Source organism: Neorhizobium sp. 05N33 (assembly GCF_056397445.1).
On record NZ_JBFTNK010000009.1, the window covers coordinates 202,861 to 218,914 of the forward strand.

The 16,054-nt window shown below is 61.7% G+C and carries 18 protein-coding genes; 12 read left to right on the forward strand and 6 right to left on the reverse strand.

The window, feature by feature from the left end; translation table 11 throughout:
• Window positions 1–45 precede the first annotated feature (45 nt).
• The gene (locus tag AC1DLT_RS21930) at window positions 46–1,239 is read right to left on the reverse strand and encodes a winged helix-turn-helix domain-containing protein (protein ID WP_477488151.1); all 1,194 of its coding nucleotides are present in this window, start codon (window positions 1,237–1,239) and stop codon (window positions 46–48) included.
• 108 nt (window positions 1,240–1,347) lie between these two features.
• Here AC1DLT_RS21930 and AC1DLT_RS21935 point away from each other — a divergent pair, with 108 nt between their 5' ends.
• The 3 genes from AC1DLT_RS21935 to AC1DLT_RS21945 are packed head-to-tail and all read left to right on the forward strand — an operon-like array spanning window position 1,348 to window position 3,220.
• Window positions 1,348–2,025, forward strand: coding sequence for an energy-coupling factor ABC transporter ATP-binding protein (locus AC1DLT_RS21935; protein WP_477488152.1), 678 nt, complete (start codon window positions 1,348–1,350; stop codon window positions 2,023–2,025).
• Window positions 2,022–2,627, forward strand: a complete 606-nt coding sequence (locus AC1DLT_RS21940) for an energy-coupling factor transporter transmembrane component T family protein (RefSeq protein WP_477488153.1) — start codon at window positions 2,022–2,024, stop codon at window positions 2,625–2,627. Before AC1DLT_RS21935 ends, AC1DLT_RS21940 begins: the two co-directional genes overlap by 4 nt.
• Before the next feature lie 29 nt (window positions 2,628–2,656).
• The gene (locus AC1DLT_RS21945; protein WP_038540528.1) at window positions 2,657–3,220 is read left to right on the forward strand and encodes a biotin transporter BioY; all 564 of its coding nucleotides are present in this window, start codon (window positions 2,657–2,659) and stop codon (window positions 3,218–3,220) included.
• Between the two features lie 14 nt (window positions 3,221–3,234).
• Here the strand turns inward: AC1DLT_RS21945 and AC1DLT_RS21950 are convergent, their stop codons facing one another.
• Window positions 3,235–3,633 carry an acyl-CoA thioesterase gene (locus AC1DLT_RS21950; RefSeq protein ID WP_247034434.1) on the reverse strand — a complete coding sequence of 133 codons (399 nt, stop codon included), beginning with the start codon at window positions 3,631–3,633 and terminating at the stop codon, window positions 3,235–3,237.
• Window positions 3,634–3,780: 147 nt separating this feature from the next.
• Here AC1DLT_RS21950 and AC1DLT_RS21955 point away from each other — a divergent pair, with 147 nt between their 5' ends.
• From AC1DLT_RS21955 to dxs, 9 genes are all read left to right on the forward strand, one after another.
• Window positions 3,781–4,713, forward strand: a complete 933-nt coding sequence (locus AC1DLT_RS21955) for a histone deacetylase family protein (RefSeq protein ID WP_477488154.1) — start codon at window positions 3,781–3,783, stop codon at window positions 4,711–4,713.
• Between the two features lie 3 nt (window positions 4,714–4,716).
• On the forward strand, window positions 4,717–4,971 hold the full coding sequence (locus tag AC1DLT_RS21960) for an exodeoxyribonuclease VII small subunit (RefSeq protein WP_038540522.1): 255 nt from the start codon (window positions 4,717–4,719) through the stop codon (window positions 4,969–4,971).
• Window positions 4,972–5,129: 158 nt separating this feature from the next.
• The gene (locus AC1DLT_RS21965; RefSeq protein WP_038592907.1) at window positions 5,130–6,065 is read left to right on the forward strand and encodes a TAXI family TRAP transporter solute-binding subunit; all 936 of its coding nucleotides are present in this window, start codon (window positions 5,130–5,132) and stop codon (window positions 6,063–6,065) included.
• Between the two features lie 185 nt (window positions 6,066–6,250).
• Window positions 6,251–8,359: a TRAP transporter permease gene (locus AC1DLT_RS21970; RefSeq protein WP_477488155.1), complete on the forward strand. Its 2,109-nt coding sequence runs from the start codon at window positions 6,251–6,253 to the stop codon at window positions 8,357–8,359.
• 10 nt (window positions 8,360–8,369) lie between these two features.
• Window positions 8,370–8,732, forward strand: coding sequence for a DUF1850 domain-containing protein (locus AC1DLT_RS21975; RefSeq protein WP_477488156.1), 363 nt, complete (start codon window positions 8,370–8,372; stop codon window positions 8,730–8,732).
• Window positions 8,733–8,773: 41 nt separating this feature from the next.
• Window positions 8,774–9,085, forward strand: coding sequence for a nucleotidyltransferase family protein (locus tag AC1DLT_RS21980; protein ID WP_046599439.1), 312 nt, complete (start codon window positions 8,774–8,776; stop codon window positions 9,083–9,085).
• Window positions 9,086–9,101: 16 nt separating this feature from the next.
• Window positions 9,102–9,437 (forward strand): HepT-like ribonuclease domain-containing protein, encoded by a 336-nt coding sequence (locus AC1DLT_RS21985; protein ID WP_477488157.1) that lies wholly within the window; start codon window positions 9,102–9,104, stop codon window positions 9,435–9,437.
• A 10-nt stretch (window positions 9,438–9,447) separates the two neighbouring features.
• Window positions 9,448–10,371 (forward strand): pirin family protein, encoded by a 924-nt coding sequence (locus AC1DLT_RS21990; protein ID WP_477488158.1) that lies wholly within the window; start codon window positions 9,448–9,450, stop codon window positions 10,369–10,371.
• A 100-nt stretch (window positions 10,372–10,471) separates the two neighbouring features.
• Entirely contained in the window at window positions 10,472–12,391 is a 1,920-nt protein-coding gene (gene dxs / locus AC1DLT_RS21995) for a 1-deoxy-D-xylulose-5-phosphate synthase (RefSeq protein WP_477488159.1), read from the forward strand.
• 24 nt (window positions 12,392–12,415) lie between these two features.
• On the opposite strand, the gene AC1DLT_RS22000 is transcribed toward dxs, so the two are convergent.
• From AC1DLT_RS22000 to AC1DLT_RS22015, 4 genes are all read right to left on the reverse strand, one after another.
• The gene (locus tag AC1DLT_RS22000) at window positions 12,416–13,255 is read right to left on the reverse strand and encodes a 2OG-Fe(II) oxygenase (RefSeq protein WP_038540502.1); all 840 of its coding nucleotides are present in this window, start codon (window positions 13,253–13,255) and stop codon (window positions 12,416–12,418) included.
• A 255-nt stretch (window positions 13,256–13,510) separates the two neighbouring features.
• A complete protein-coding gene (locus AC1DLT_RS22005; RefSeq protein ID WP_477488160.1) occupies window positions 13,511–14,098 on the reverse strand; it encodes a YceI family protein in 588 nt (195 codons plus the stop codon).
• On the reverse strand, window positions 14,095–14,688 hold the full coding sequence (locus AC1DLT_RS22010; protein WP_477488161.1) for a cytochrome b: 594 nt from the start codon (window positions 14,686–14,688) through the stop codon (window positions 14,095–14,097). The genes AC1DLT_RS22005 and AC1DLT_RS22010 overlap by 4 nt, the downstream gene beginning before the upstream one ends.
• A 125-nt stretch (window positions 14,689–14,813) precedes the next feature.
• A complete protein-coding gene (locus AC1DLT_RS22015; RefSeq protein WP_477488162.1) occupies window positions 14,814–15,809 on the reverse strand; it encodes a DUF4424 domain-containing protein in 996 nt (331 codons plus the stop codon).
• Window positions 15,810–16,054 lie beyond the last annotated feature (245 nt).

Genomic DNA, 16,054 nt, shown 5'->3' on the forward strand with positions numbered 1-16,054 from the left:
CCGGCAGGGCAGAGGGGGGTGCCACGGCAAACGGCGCGGCCGCGCTTATTCGCCCCGCCAACCATTCTGATAAACCACCTTATCCACCCCCGCGAACCGTCCGACGCGGAGCAGTTCCGCGTCCAGCTTCTCCAGCCGCCCCGCCGAAGCCCGCACGCCCTTTTCCAGCCATAACCGCTTCACATCCAGCGTGCCGGATTTGCGGTCGGCTTTCATGTCGATGCGGCCGATCATGCGGTCGCCTTCCAAGAGCGGGAAGACGTAATAGCCGTATTGGCGCTTCGGTTCCGGCACGAAAACCTCGATGCGGTAGAAGAAGTTGAACAGCCGCTCGGCCCGGTCGCGGTTGCGCAGGAGCGGATCGAAGGGGCTGAGGACACGCACCCGCGCCGGCGGTTCCGGGATCTCACCCAGGTTTTCGGGGAAGCCAAGGAAGGCGAAGGAGGGGCGCGGCTTGCTGCCGTCGGCGGTCTCGATCAGCACTTCCACAAGTTCGTCGCGATGGGTCTTCACCCAGTCCTTTGCCTCGTCCGGCGTAACCAGATCGAAGAAGGCGGCAAGCTCTCCGGAGGTTGCAAAGCCGAGGCGGGTCATGGCACCGCGGCAGGCCCAGTCGATGAATTCCTCGTGGCTCACTTCCGGCTCGTGATGTTGCCGCGGGATCACCCGTTCCATAAGGTCGTAGATCTTCTGGAAGTTGACGCGGCCGGCGATCGCCAGCTTGCCGATGTGCCAGTAATATTCGAGCGCCGTCTTGTTCGGATGCCAGTTCCACCAGCCGCCGGATTTGTGGTCCTCCTGCTTCATGTCGCGGGACATGATGGCGCCATTCTCGGCGATGTGCTGGAAGGTCTCCTCGAAGGCTGCGTCGAACCCCTCGCCGTGCCATTTCCGCCAGCGTTCGGCCAGGATCGGCTCGCGGCGGCGAAAACGGTGTTTCCAGTAGCGGAAGAAGGCGGTCGGGATGATCGAGGCGTCATGCGTCCAGTGTTCGAACAGCTCGCCGTCCTTTTCCAGAAGTGCGGTCAGGTGTTCGCGCCGGTAGGTCTGGTTGCGCGAGAACAGGATCATGTGATGGGCGCGCTCGACGGTGGCGATACTGTCCACCTGGACGAAACCGAGATCGTCGATGAGCTGCAGCAGGCCGGCTTTGGTCAACGCCCGGCCCGGCGGTTCGCAGAGCCGCTGCCGTTCGAGGAAGATCCTGCGGGCCTGATCGTTTGGAATGAGAATCGCCATGGCATCTAGACTAGGATACCGCCGCGCCGGATTCAATGTTCACGTTCGGTTCCGCATTCCCCTTCCCCGTCTTCCGGTCTATAGACCGCTGAACACCGAGGGACTGGCTTGGATATCCGTTTCGAACAGGCAGAAGCGCGTTTCGAGGGACGCACCGTCGTTTATCCGCTGACGCTTCGCTTGAGCGAACGGCGGATCGGCGTGATCGGCCTCAACGGCTCGGGCAAGACGACGTTTGCGCGGATGATCAACGGGCTGGTGCTGCCTGCCGAGGGTCACGTGACCGTCAATGGGCTCGATACGGTGAAGGATGGCGACAAGGTTCGTGGCCAGGCCGGCTTCATTTTCCAGAACCCGCAGAACCAGATCATCCTGCCGATCCTGAAAGAAGATATCGCGCTCGGGCTGAAAAGCCAAAAACTCTCGAAGGCCGACACGGAGGCGGCGGTCGAGGCTGTGCTTGCCCGGTTCGGCATCGCCCATCTGGCCGACCGGCGGGTGCATGAACTTTCGGGCGGAGAACTGCAGCTGGCGGCGCTTGCCTCGGTTCTGGTGACCCGGCCGGATATCCTGATCATGGACGAACCGACCAACCAGCTGGATCTCCGCAACCGCGACCTCGTGGAGCGGACGATCCACGGGCTCGATGAAAACGTCATCGTCATCAGCCATGACCTTGGCCTGATCGCCGATTTCGACCGGGTTCTGCTCTTCCATGAAGGCCGCCTCGCCGATGACGGCGCGCCAGCCGAGGTCATCGCCCGCCACCGCGAGCTTGCGGTATGAAGACGCTTTACGTGGAAGGCGACACGTTTCTGCACCGGCTTTCGCCGCGGGCAAAGCTTCTCGGCCTCGCCGCGCTCAGCCTTGTCCTTTTCCTTGTCCGTTCGCCGGCCGTTCTGTCGGTCGCGGCCTTGCTCGGCGGCATCGTCTATTCGTCGCTCCGGCTCGGGTGGCGCCAATCCTGGCTGCGGCTGCGGCCGGTCCTGCTGACCATTGCGGTCGTGGCGCTCTTCACACTTGTCTTCAACGGCCGACATGACACGCTGGTCGTCGTCACGCGGCTGACGGCGCTTGCCCTCTTCGCCGCGGCCGTGACGGCGACCACCAGCACCGGCGATTTCATCGACGAGATCACCCGCCTTGCCATGCCGCTGGAGCGCCTGGGGCTCGTCAGGGCCGCGGATATCGGGCTTTCGATCGGTCTCGTCATCCGTTTCGTGCCGGAGATCCTCAGCCGTTACCAGGCTATCCGCGACGCCCATCGCGCCCGCGGGCTGAAGGTCCGGCCGCTGACGCTGGCGGTGCCACTGATCATCCTGACGCTCAAAAATGCCGACGAGATTGCCGCCGCCATTGACGCACGCGGCATCCGGGCGCAGAAATAACCTCATATAAAACTGGGGATTCGCATAGCATGACCACCCGTGATCTCGTTCTGGCCGCCCTTTTCGCCGCCATTATCGTAGCGCTCGGTCTCGTGCCGCCGATCATGCTCGGCTTCATTCCGGTACCGATCACCGCCCAGTCGCTCGGCGTTATGCTTGCGGGCGTCATCCTCGGCGCCAGGCGCGGCGGTTTTGCGGTGTTTCTGGTCCTGCTGCTGGTCGCGATCGGCCTGCCGGTTCTATCGGGCGGACGCGGCGGCCTTGCCACCTTTGTGTCGCCGACCGCCGGTTATCTCGTCGGCTGGTTCTTCGCAGCCGTCATCACCGGTTATTGTTCCGAACGGTTCGTCGAGCGTTCGCAGAGCGGCATCGTACAGATCACCGGCTTTTTCCTCGCAGCCCTGCTCGGCGGCGTGGTGGTCGACCACGCGCTCGGGGTCATCTACCTCGCTTATGTCACGGGCACCGGGCTTTCGACCGCCTTCATCGGTGACCTTTCCTTCGTTCCCGGCGACGTGCTGAAGGCGATGATCGCGGCACTCGCCGGCCGCGCAGTAATGGTCGGTTATCCGCTGCTGCCGCAACGGGCCTGATCGGCCGCGCCCCGTCAATCCAGGAACTGATAAAGCCAGTCGCGCAAGTCTTCGGGGAGCGGCACCGGTTCTCTGCTTTCGGGGTCACAAGTCATCCAGACGATTTCGGCTTCCGCGACCGCCTCGTTGCCCCGCAGCATATGCACCAGGAACCCCGCCGACTTTCCGCCGATCTTGCTGACGCCGATATGCGTGTGGACGACGTCACCCAGCTTCAAGGCCGAGTGAAACGTGCAGGTGATCTTGCCGATCCTGAAGAACGGATCGCCCTTTTGCGACCTGCGGCGACGCCAGAATTCCGTGACGGCCTCTTCCGCCCGCACGACATAGGCCGAGCGGAACATCTCGCCATGCATATCGACATCGCGGAAAGGAACGCGGAATTCCTGAGACTTGACTGGCTCTTTGACCACATTACCCTCTGGGTTGCACCCCTCTATGTAAGACCATTCTTTCAAGCTAAACAAGCGCAAGAGCAAGGGGTTGCGGCTTGAAAAAGTCAGCTTTCTGCGCCATGTCGGAAAGGTCCAGACCGGACTGACCCCTGACGAGGCCGCCGCATGACCACGCGCCTTTACGAACACAAGATCTTCCTCGAACACGGCACGCCGGAAGGACATCCCGAACGAGCGGACCGGCTGCGCTCGCTGGCGATCGCGCTGGAGCATCCGAATTTCGCCAGGCTCGACCGCAAGGACGCTCCCCAGGCGAACGAGGATGCGGTTCTGCTCGCCCATCCGGAAGAGCACCTACGCGCCGTCATGCGCGAAATCCCCGAGGAGGACACGATCCGCCAGATCGAGGCCGACACCTATGTGGGACCGAAGAGCTTTCAAGCTGCGCTGACCGGCATCGGCGGCGCGATGGCCGCCGTCGACGACGTGGCAAACGGCAAGGTCGACAACGCCTTCGTGGCGGCAAGGCCCCCCGGCCACCACGCCGAAAAAGACAAGGCGATGGGTTTTTGCCTGTTCAACAACGCCGCGATCGCCGCGCGCCACGCGCAGCGGAAATACGGCATGGAACGCGTCGCGATCGTCGATTGGGACGTGCATCACGGCAACGGCACGCAGGACATCTTCTGGGACGATCCGTCAGTGCTGTTCTGCTCGACGCACCAGATGCCGCTTTATCCCGGCACCGGCGCCAAGGACGAGACCGGCACCAGGAACAACGTGGTCAACGCGCCGCTTTCGCCCGACACCGGCAGCGAATATTTCCGTGAGGCGTTCAAATCGCGCGTGCTGCCGGCGCTCGACAATTTTCGACCGGATTTCATCATCATCTCGGCCGGCTTCGACGCGCATCATCGCGATCCGCTGGCGCAGATCAATCTGGTCGGCGACGATTTCGACTGGGCGACCGGCCGGCTGATGGAGATCGCCGGCAAATATGCCGGCAACCGTATCGTCAGCCTGCTCGAGGGCGGATATGATCTGGAAGGGCTCGCCGAATCGGCGGGCATGCACATCTGCAGACTGATGAAGGGATAGACGATGACCGAAAACACCGAGAGCCTCGATGTGAGCGGCTATTCCTTCGAGAAGGCCGTCGCCGAACTCGAAAGCATCGTGGCGCGGCTGGAACGGGGCGACGTGGCGCTCGACGAATCGATCGCCATCTACGAGCGCGGCGAAGCGCTGAAGAAACACTGCGAAAAGCTGCTGACAGCCGCTGAAAACCGCATCGAGAAGATCCGGCTCGACCGCGCCGGCAAGCCGCAGGGCGTCGAGCCGCTCGACGGCGAATAAGCCGGACGGCTAAACCAAAGTCTTACAACCTTCGCATGGAATGCGTCATAAACCGATTGACGCACCGGAAACGCCTCCCCATGATGGCCCCATCTGCGTGGTTGCTTTGGGAGGAGGCCATTATGAACTTCGGCGTGAAGTCCAGTAAAATCAATCTCATGTTCGTGGCGACGCTTGCCGTTTCGACGGCATTTTCCGCCGCCGGCGCGAAGGCTGCGGAATTCATCAACGTACTGACCGGTGGCACGTCCGGCGTGTATTATCCGCTCGGCGTGGCGCTTGCCGAAATCTACGGACAGGGCATCAAGGACGCGCGCACCCAGGTGCAGGCCACCAAGGCATCCGTCGAAAACCTCAACCTGCTGCAGGCAGGACGCGGCGAGATTGCCTTCTCGCTCGGCGATTCTGTCCAGGAAGCCTGGAAGGGCAACAAGGAAGCGGGCTTTCCCGCCAAGCTCGACAAGCTGCGCGGCATCGCCGCCATCTATCCGAACTATATCCAGGTGGTCGCCAGCGCCGAATCCGGCGTGAAGACGCTTGCCGATCTCAAGGGAAAGAGCCTGTCGGTTGGGGCGCCGGCCTCCGGCACGGAACTCAATGCCCGCGCCATCTTCACGGCGGCCGGCATGTCCTACAAGGATCTCGGCAAGACCGAATATCTGCCGTTCGCGGAATCCGTCGAGCTGATCAAGAACCGCCAACTCGATGCGACGCTGCAGTCGGCAGGTCTCGGCGTCGCCTCGATCCGCGACCTTGCGACCTCGCTGAAGATCAATGTCGTGGCGATCCCGGCCGCCGAGGTCGCCAAGATCGGCGCACCCTATGTCTCGGTGAAAATCCCGGCCGGCACCTATGAGGGGCAGACCGCCGATGTCGAGACCGCCGCCGTCGGCAACTTCCTGATCACCCATTCGGGCGTTTCCGACGAAACCGTCTACCAGATGACCAAGCTCTTGTTCTCCAACCTGCCGAAGCTTTCCGCAGCCCACGCCGCCGCCAAGGCTATCGACGTGAAGAAGGCACTGGAAGGCATGCCGGTGCCGCTGCATCCGGGCGCCGAACGGTATTACAAGGAAGTCGGGTTGTTGAAGTGAACGAGCGAGGATGAGGGCAATCTGCCCCTCATCCGGCTGCCGCCACCTTCTCCCCGTCTTCACGGGGAGAAGGATCTACGCCGCAACTGTATCTGTCCCCCTCTAACGTCGTTTGGGCCACCTATCCTTTTCCCCCAAACGGCGAGAGGATTAAGGTGAGGGGCAACGGAAACCTCGGAGAACCAATGTCCGAAACCCCAATGCAAAACTCGATGAATTCGCAGAGCGCCGAAGAGCCGATCGAGGGCCTGCCGGCCGGCTTCGGCGAGGGTTTGACCGGGCGGATCGCCTTCTGGATCGCCTTTGCCTTTACCCTCTTCCAGCTTTGGACCGCCGCCTACGGGACGCTTGCGAGCCAGATCGTCCGGGCCATGCATGTCGGCTTCCTGCTGCTGCTCGGTTTCGTGCTGATCGGCAATCTCGTCGCCAAAACGAAAGCCGGCAAGATCTGGTTCTGGGGGCTCGGCATCGTCGGCTTCCTGACCGGCCTCTACAATTGGGTCTTCTACCACGACCTGATCGTCAGGAGCGGGTTCCTGACAACGCCGGACCTCATCGTCGGAACCGTGCTGATCGTGCTGGTCTTCGAAGCGGCACGACGGCTGATGGGCCTGCCGTTGACGATCATCGCCGCCATATTCCTTGCCTATTGCTTTTTCGGCCAATACGCCCCCGGGCCGTTCGTCCATCGCGGCTATGATTTCGAACAGATCATCGAGAACTTTGCCTATGGGACCGAGGGCATTTACGGGACGCCGATCTACGTTTCGGCGGCCTATATCTTCATCTTCGTGGTCTTTGCGGCATTTCTGGAACGCGCCGGCATGCTGGCGCTGTTCAACGATTTCGCGCTCGGCCTCGTCGGCACCTGGCGCGGCGGGCCGGCGCAGGTCTGCGTCATGTCGTCGGCGCTGATGGGCACGATTTCCGGCTCGGGCGTCGCCAATGTCGTCGCCTCCGGACAGTTCACCATTCCGCTGATGAAGCGCTTCGGTTTCCGCTCGGCCTTTGCTGGCGGCGTCGAGGCGACCTCGTCGATGGGCGGGCAGATCATGCCGCCGGTCATGGGTGCCGTCGCCTTCATCATGGCGGAAACGCTCAACGTCTCCTATGCCGAGATCGTCAAGGCCGCGATCATCCCGGCCGTGCTTTATTTCGGCGTTTGCTTCTGGATGGTGTTCCTGGAAGCCGGCAAAGCGGGCCTCAAGGGCATGAGCAAAGCCGACCTGCCGAACCCCTGGGCTGCCGTCCGGGAACACTGGCCGCTGATCCTGCCGCTCGCCGCCCTCGTCTACCTGCTGTTTGCCGGTTATACGCCGATCTTCGCCGGGACGATGGGGCTGGCGCTGGTCATCGTGCTGATCCTCGGCATGCCGCTTGCCGCAAGCATCGGCCCGCTTGCCTTCCGCCTCGTCTTCTGGCTCGTGCTCGGCATCGCCGCCGCCTCCTTCCTGCGCTATGGGGTCAACTTCCTGGCGATCGTCATCCTCGCCCTGATCGTCGGCTGCATCTTCGTCAAGGGCGGTCGCGAGACCTTGGCGATCTGCCGCGACGCGATGGCCGAGGGAGCCAAGAACGCGCTGCCGGTCGGCATCGCCTGCGCCATCGTCGGCATCGTCATCGGCACGCTGACGCTGACCGGCATCGCCTCGACCTTTGTCGGCGCGATCATCCGGGTCGGCGAGCACAACCTGTTCCTGTCGCTGGTCCTGACGATGATCACCTGCCTGATCCTCGGCATGGGCATTCCGACAATCCCGAACTACATCATCACCTCGTCGCTTGCCGGACCTGCGCTGCTCGAACTCGGCGTGCCGCTGATCGTCAGCCACATGTTCGTCTTCTACTTCGGCATCATGGCGGACCTGACGCCGCCGGTGGCGCTCGCCGCCTTCGCGGCGGCACCGATGGCGAAGACCTCGGGGCTGAAGATCGGCGTGGAGGCGACCAAGCTCGCAACCGCCGGTTTCGTGGTGCCGTTCATGGCCGTCTACACGCCGGCCCTGATGCTGCAGGATCCGGGTGCGATTGCAGCGGCTTGGAGTTATCCGGTCGAGGTCGCCTATGTCTTCCTGAAGGCGTGCTTCGGCATCGCGCTCTGGGGCACGGCGGTGGTCGGCTTCCTGTTTGCCCGCATGGCAGCTTGGGAGCGCCTGCTCGCCTTCATCGCCGGTGCAAGTCTGGTGGTGGCATTTCCCTGGACCGACGAACTCGGCTGGGTACTCGGCGTCATCATCGTCGCGCAACACTGGTGGCGGAACCGCAGCGCGCCGGCCGCACCGGCGCTGACATGAGCAAGGGGCGATGAGCCTCTGCATCCTGGCCGGCGGCAAACTGACGGTGCTTGCCATCTCGATGTTCACGCTCTCCTGGACCCATTCGGTGCAGAGGACGGAATGGCGAGAGACGTGGGCCGTGACACCGGCCGGGCTGGAGCTTCGTCAGGCGGAGGTCAAAGGGTCCGGCGCCGGCATGGAACCTGGGGCGGACGCGCTGCTGAGGGACGGCTGGTGGGTTTGGCACCCGACGCTGCCGCCGCAGGAACGCATTTCGCTGGCGGCGTCGGGCATGACGCCGGGTGGGTGGAGGCTGTGTCATGCGGACGGCTGCGTCGAGCTTGGGGCGACGGCTGGGGAAGAGGCCGTTCTGAGTAAGTGTCCCGACTGAGAACTCTCGACCAGGACCGGAGGCTCCACTATATTGTCCGCATGGACAAAGATCTGGTCATCGCCAAGCTGAGAGAGCACGAAGACGAGTTGCGTGCCGCGGGTGCGGAGCATGTGTCGATCTTTGGCTCGGTTGCCCGAGGCGAAGCGACGGTCGAATCCGATCTTGACGTTCTCGTCAAATTTGCTGAACCCGTGATCCAGTCGGGTTTCGGCTACTTTAGCGCCCTTGAAGATCTACGCGTATTGATCTCAAGTATTACGGGTGCCAGCAGTGTGGATATCATTGCCGAACCGCTACAGAAGGAACGGCTCCGGCGAAATGTGGAACGGGATCGCGCCATTGCCTACTAAGCGCCCTCTTATCCGCATGCGTGATATTATCGAGAACGGGCAAGCCGTTCTTGAATACACCCTTGGTATGGATTTCACGATTTATTCCAAGAACCGTCTGACAAAGGATGCGTCTGAGCGATGCCTCGCGCGACTTTCGGAGGCAGCCGTTAAACTTGGCCCGCTTGCTGAAGAGCTGTTTCCGCAGCATGATTGGCGCGGCATACGAAACCTCGGCAATATCCTGCGGCATGACTATCCCGACGTACTCGATACGGTGATTTGGGCGGCGATCACGCATCGTCTGCCACCGTTGCTCGCCGATCTGGAAGCCTTTCTCGCCCGATATCCCGAAGACCAGGAAACGCTTTAGGAAGCCCCTCATGTCCTTCTTCCCCGGAAACGACCCGGTCGCCGGCGACGCCTTTGCCTGCGATGCCATCGAGAATCTGATCATTCCGCGCATCAGCGATATCGGTGGGTTTTCCGTGCGGCGCGCTTTGCCGAGCCGGCAGAGAAGACTGGTGGGACCCTTCATCTTCTTCGACCGGATGGGACCGGCGCTGCTGCGGGCCGACGAGGCGCTCGACGTCAAGCCGCATCCGCATATCGGGCTTTCCACCGTCACCTACCTGTTCGACGGCGAGATCAAGCACCGCGACAGCCTCGGCACCGAACTCACCATCCGGCCGGGCGATATCAACCTGATGACCGCGGGCCGCGGCATCGTGCATTCGGAGCGCACGCCGGAAAACCTGCGCGGCCATCCGATGTCGGTCTCCGGGCTGCAGACGTGGCTGGCACTGCCGGATAACAAGGAGGAGATCGATCCGACCTTCTCGCACACGGATAAGGAAAAGATGCCGGTCATCGATGCGGACGGGGCGAGCGGCCGGGTGGTGATCGGCGCTTTCGAAGGCCTCGGCTCACCCGTTTCGACCTTCACCGACACGCTCTATGTCGATCTCCGCCTCGAGGCTGGCAAGCGTTTCCCGTTTGCAGCGGCGCATGAGGAGCGGGCGATCTACATTCTTTCCGGCGAACTCGTCGTTTCGGGCGACCGTTTCGCGGCCGACCAGCTTCTCGTCTTCCGGCCGGGCGACGATATCACCCTCGAAGCAGGCGCTCCGGGCTGCCACCTGATGCTGTTCGGCGGGGCAGCGCTGAATTCCAAACGCTACATCTGGTGGAACTTCGTTTCCTCCTCCAAGGAGCGTATCGAAAAGGCGAAAGAGGAATGGCGCACCGGCCGTTTCGATATCGTGCCTGGGGACGAGGAGGAGTTTGTCCCCTTGCCCACCGCCTGAAATCGGTTAGAACCGCAGGTCATGCAACTTGAAAAAGCCTGCTTTCTTCTCATCTTGGGGGAGAACACGCTTCCGGAAAGAGCAGAAAAGGCCATCGTCCGTGACATCAATCCCCGCCACGCCATTGCTCGACAAGGTCAAGCTTCCCTCCGATCTTCGCGCCATCGAAGATCGCGACCTGACGCAGCTTGCCCGCGAATTGCGCGACGAGATGATCGATGCGGTGTCGCGCACCGGCGGCCATCTCGGCGCCGGCCTCGGCGTCGTGGAACTGACGATCGCCATTCACAAGGTATTCAACACGCCGGATGACCGGCTGATCTTCGATGTCGGCCATCAGTGTTATCCGCACAAGATCCTCACCGGCCGGCGCGACCGCATTCGCACGCTGCGGCAGGAGGATGGGCTTTCCGGCTTCACCCGCCGGGCCGAGAGCGAATACGATCCCTTCGGTGCCGCACATTCCTCCACCTCGATCTCCGCCGGCCTCGGCATGGCGGTCGCGGCCGATCTTTCCGGCTCGAAGCGCAATGTGATCGCGGTCATCGGCGACGGCGCGATGTCCGCCGGCATGGCCTATGAGGCGCTCAACAATGCCGGTGCGCTGGATGCCCGGCTGATCGTCATCTTGAACGACAACGACATGTCGATCGCCCCGCCGACCGGCGCGATGAGCGCTTATCTGGCGCGGCTCGCCTCCGGCCGCACCTATATGGGCTTTCGCGACCTCGGCAAGAAGCTGACCGCCTATCTCGGCAAGAATGTCGACCGGGCGATCACCCGCGCCGTCGAACATGCCCGCGGTTACGTCACCGGCGGCACGATGTTCGAGGAAATGGGCTTCTACCATATCGGCCCGATCGACGGTCATTCCTTCGACCACCTCCTGCCGGTCCTGCGCAATGTGCGCGACAATGCTCGCGGCCCGGTGCTGATCCATGTGGTGACGCAGAAGGGCAAGGGTTATGCGCCCGCGGAAGCCGCCGCCGACAAATATCACGGCGTCAACAAGTTCGACGTCATCACCGGCGCGCAGGCGAAATCGAAACCGAACGCACCGAGTTATACCAGCGTGTTCGGCGAGGCGTTGGTTCAGGAAGCAGCACTCGACGACAAGATCGTCGGCGTCACCGCCGCGATGCCGAACGGCACGGGCATCGACAAGCTGGCGGATGTCTTCCCGGCCCGGACCTTCGATGTCGGCATTGCCGAACAGCACGCGGTGACGTTTGCGGCGGGCCTTGCGGCAGAGGGCTACAAGCCTTTCTGCGCGCTCTATTCGACCTTCCTGCAGCGCGGTTACGACCAGGTCGTCCATGACGTGGCGATCCAGGGATTGCCGGTGCGTTTCCCGATCGACCGCGCCGGCTTCGTCGGCGCCGACGGGCCGACCCACGCGGGCTCGTTCGATACGACCTTCCTCGCCACCTTGCCGGGCATGGTGGTGATGGCGGCCGCCGACGAGGCGGAGCTGAAGCACATGGTGCGTACAGCCGCTGCCTATGACGAAGGCCCGATCTCCTTCCGTTATCCGCGCGGCGAAGGCGTCGGGGTCGAGCTGCCGGAACGCGGCCAGATTCTTGAAATCGGCAAGGGCCGGGTGGTCAAGCAAGGTGCCAAGGTAGCGCTGCTTTCCTTCGGCACGCGCCTTAAGGAATGTGTGCTTGCAGCCGAGGATCTCGACGCCGCCGGTCTTTCGACCACGGTTGCGGATGCGCGCTTCGCCAAGCCGCTGGACCATGACCTGATCCGCCAGCTCGCTCGCCACCACGAAGTGCTGATCACCATCGAGGAAGGTGCGGTCGGCGGCTTCGGCAGCCATGTGCTGCAGTTCCTCGCGACCGAGGGCCTGCTCGACAACGGCCTGAAAATCCGCTCGCTGGTGCTGCCGGACATCTGGATGCAGCAGGCAAGCCCGGACGCGATGTATGCCAAGGCCGGCCTCGACCGCGCCGGCATCGTCTCGACCGTGTTCAGGACGCTCGGCCAGCCCCAGATCGGCGTCGGCTTTGCCGGCTGAGCCCGGTCGTCAGGTCCTCCCGGATTAGAAACCGAGGCGGCTCAGCGGCCCGATGATCTTGCGATAGAGCATCGGTGGTGTGAAGTCCCGCAGCACGTCGCGGCGTATTTCGGCGTAATCCTTCTTGTCGGTGGAATTCGGCCGCGGCTTGAAGAGCGTCGAATGCGACTTGCGGGAATCGTCCCACGTTGCCGTGTAATAATAAAGCGCGATCGAATCTCTCGATTTGTCTTCCGGATGGTTCACGACCGAGGGGTTGCCGTGGAAGGAATCCGATGTGGTCGAGAAGGTGACCATGCGATTGAACAGGGGAGTGAAGCTGTGCACCTTGCCCTTCATCTCCTTGTCCCAGATCTCGAACGAGCCGCCCCACTCTTCCCGCCAGTCCTTGTTGAGATAGATCAGCGTGTTGAGCCGGCGCTCGACCTTCATCTTGGAATGGAGATTGAAGTCGGCATGGATATCGAGATGCCCGCCATTGGCGGTCTCATGAACGCCGGCGCCGAAAAAGAATGGGTCGGGGATCAATCCTTCGATCCCAGTCATCTCCTCCAGAAACAGAATGAAGGGGCGCGAATTCAGCGCATAAAACAGGTTCTTGGTGTAGGTCGGAAGCCGCTCCGGAACATAGGAGACCTTCTTGTTTTCCTGCGCCCTTGCAAAGGTCGTTTCCTTTTCCGGACGGTTCCGGAGGTCGGTCAGGACGTTCTCCAGAACCTGCTCGGGCAGGAAATTGTCGATGCAGATATGCGGATAAGGCGATGCCGATTGATAAGCTCCGGCATAATTCTTGGCCATCGAGCGAGCAGCATCAACATCTGCCAGAAGAGTATCCGCATCAATGGGATATACTAACTGCGCCATTACACTCCCCCAAATTATACTTTGGCCAGAGTGTCATAATTTTTGGATGGCGCAAGCATGACAAAAGCTCATACTTCGAAAGCGTTAGTCGTTAGATAGATTCAAAATCAGATCTCACTCCTAAATTATAGCATGGAAATCAAATACTTCATTTGGAAGTGTCGTTCCACGCCTCAAGGGCCCACCGCACGGAGGCTCCGAAGCAGTATCTTCCTACGTCGAATGAAGTAACGCATCCCATTGAAGGGGCGGCTCCTAGTTCCGCTCGCCTTCGATCACCATGTCGAACTGCACGACATTGGAATAGATCGGCGTGCCGACGTCCATGGCGTAGCGGGAGCGGAAGATCTTGCCGCTGACATTGAAACCTATCTTCCGTCCGCTCCAGGAGGTCAGCTTCACATCGAAGATTTCGGACGAGCTATGCCCCTTGGCGGTCAGCGTGCCGGTGATGCGGGCGCTGTCCGGGCCGGTCTGCTCGACGCGCTCCGAGCGGAACGAGATCGTTTCGAAATGACCGGAATCGAAGACGGCACCGGAACGCAGGAAGGCGTCGATGCGGTCCTGGCCGGTGCTGACGCTTTCCGGCTTCAGATCGAAATTCACCATGGAATGCGCGAGATCGCCGGCTTTCAGGTTGAACGTGCCTGAAAACTTACCGAACTTGCCCTTGATGCCGCCGCCGCCGACCTGATCCACGGCAAACGCGATGCGGGAACCGGAGGTGATGGCATAACGCCCCGCCGCCTCGGTGAGGCTCGGAACGTTCACGGCCGAGAAGCCGGCTCCGGGGAGCGACATGGCGAGCAGCATGGCTGCGATGACGGTTGTCTTGCGGGTCATGGTCCCGGCTCCTCGATGGATGTTTTTGCGGTGCGGTGCCGGCTGCCGAGCATGCGGGTGAGCACGTCGTCGTGCCTGACATAGTGGTGGTAGAGTGCGGCGCCCGAATGCAAGAGGACGAGGGCCAGCGTCGAATAGGCGAGAACCGCGTGGACGGTCGTCCACCAGGCCTCGGCGGCATCGGACTTCGGCACCGGAAGATGCGGAATGACGAAGAGGTTGAACGCGAAGGTCGGAATTTCGAGCGGCGATACGGAGGCGATCATCCAACCGGCCACCGGCACCACCACCGCCAAGGTCAGCAGCAGATAGTGCATCGCGTCTGCCGAGCGATGTTCCAGTGCGCTCAGACCTTTGACAGGTTTCACCCGCACGACCGTCAGCGAATGGACCAGCCTCACGGCGGCTAGAAGCAGCGCCAGCATGCCGAAGGACTTGTGCCACTGGAAAAGCGAGAACTGCAGGGCTGGATCGATCGATTGGAGGGTCATGACGAAGCCGAGCACCAATAGGCCGAGGATCAACAACGCGATCAGCCAGTGCAGAACGATCGCGATGGGATCATAACCATCGGCAGGGCGACGCGGCATGGGATGTTTCCGGAACTCTTGGGCTAACTTACGATCGGAAACATCGTGCTTTCCGACCCGGCCGGCAAGCGCCAGCACGATCACTTTCATTCAATATTACTGAATTCGGATCTTTGCCGCCACCGTCACTGATCGGCGGCCGTCAGGAACAGGATATTCAGATCCTTTTCCGGATAGAAATCGTCCGCCGTCATCTCGAAAGTCGTGGGGCCGATCTTCTTCACGCTGTTGCCGCAGAAGCTGACGTAATCCTTCTCCTTCCCCTTGTCGATCGTCAGCTTGAACTTACCGATCGAACCGCCCCAGTTGGCGCCGGTGGTGAGGATGTAGGACACCCATTGCTCGGTATAGTTCGGGCCGCCTTTTCCGGCCGCCGCTTCGAGTTTTGCGGCGGTCTTCATGAATGCGGCGTCGATGCAGTAGCGGTCGGCATAGTCCTTGTAATTCGTCGCCGGCTTACCCTGATCGATGAAGGTCATGGCGACGGTGCCGCCGACGCTCGGCTTATAACGGTGGCTGACGCGGACGGGTTTGCCGGCCGGAAATTTCGTCTTCCACCAATAGACCGAGCGCAGCGTCCAGGCCGGCGTCAGGTCCTCCTGCCAGCCCTTGCCGGCGTCGTAGCGGTTGACGAAAACCAGCCCCTCGGCGATCCAGGCGGCCTTTACGTCTTCAGGCAGGGCCTTGAGTGCGGCAAGCGTCCTGTCGCTATAGGGCAGAAGCGGAATGTTGCGCGCCACGAGTTCGTCGGTGCGGTCGATGCCGGCCGCCAGCACCCTTTGCTGCAGCTCCGGCTTGATCTGCCGGCCGTCCTGCACGACCGAGAAACCAAGGAAATTGTCCGCATCGGTATCGTCGAGCGCGATATTGCTGTCCATGCTGCCGGTGATGTCCGGCATCGGAAAGGCGATGACGCTTTCGACGTCCTTGTCGCTGGTGTTCTTGAAGACGTAATCGACCAGCACTTCCTCGCGGGAAATGTAGAGCTGTTCCTCGGCCATGGCCACATCCGAGGTCTGGACGTAGATCAGCCCGCCCGTCTTCAGTTCCGCCATGGAATCGTTGGCGAGTGCCGGGTTCGCGACGAACAAAAGCCCGCCCATCAGCAAGGTGCATCGCATATCCGTCCCTCCCATTTCCTCGCCGGTTTTCGGCCGCCGGAAGATAGACGCAAATGCTGAAACAGAGAAGGCAGGCCGGATGGTCTCTGGCCTGCCTTCAGACTGCTGACAAACCCGTCGATATTTTCGGCGGGTTTTGTTTTTGTGGATTTGTTTTTCCGCCGGGAGGTCTTGGCGGGAGGCGCAGAAGGATGGGCTGGCTCATGCCGCGGCTGGTTTTGGTGTTTTGATGAGCGCCATTGCGA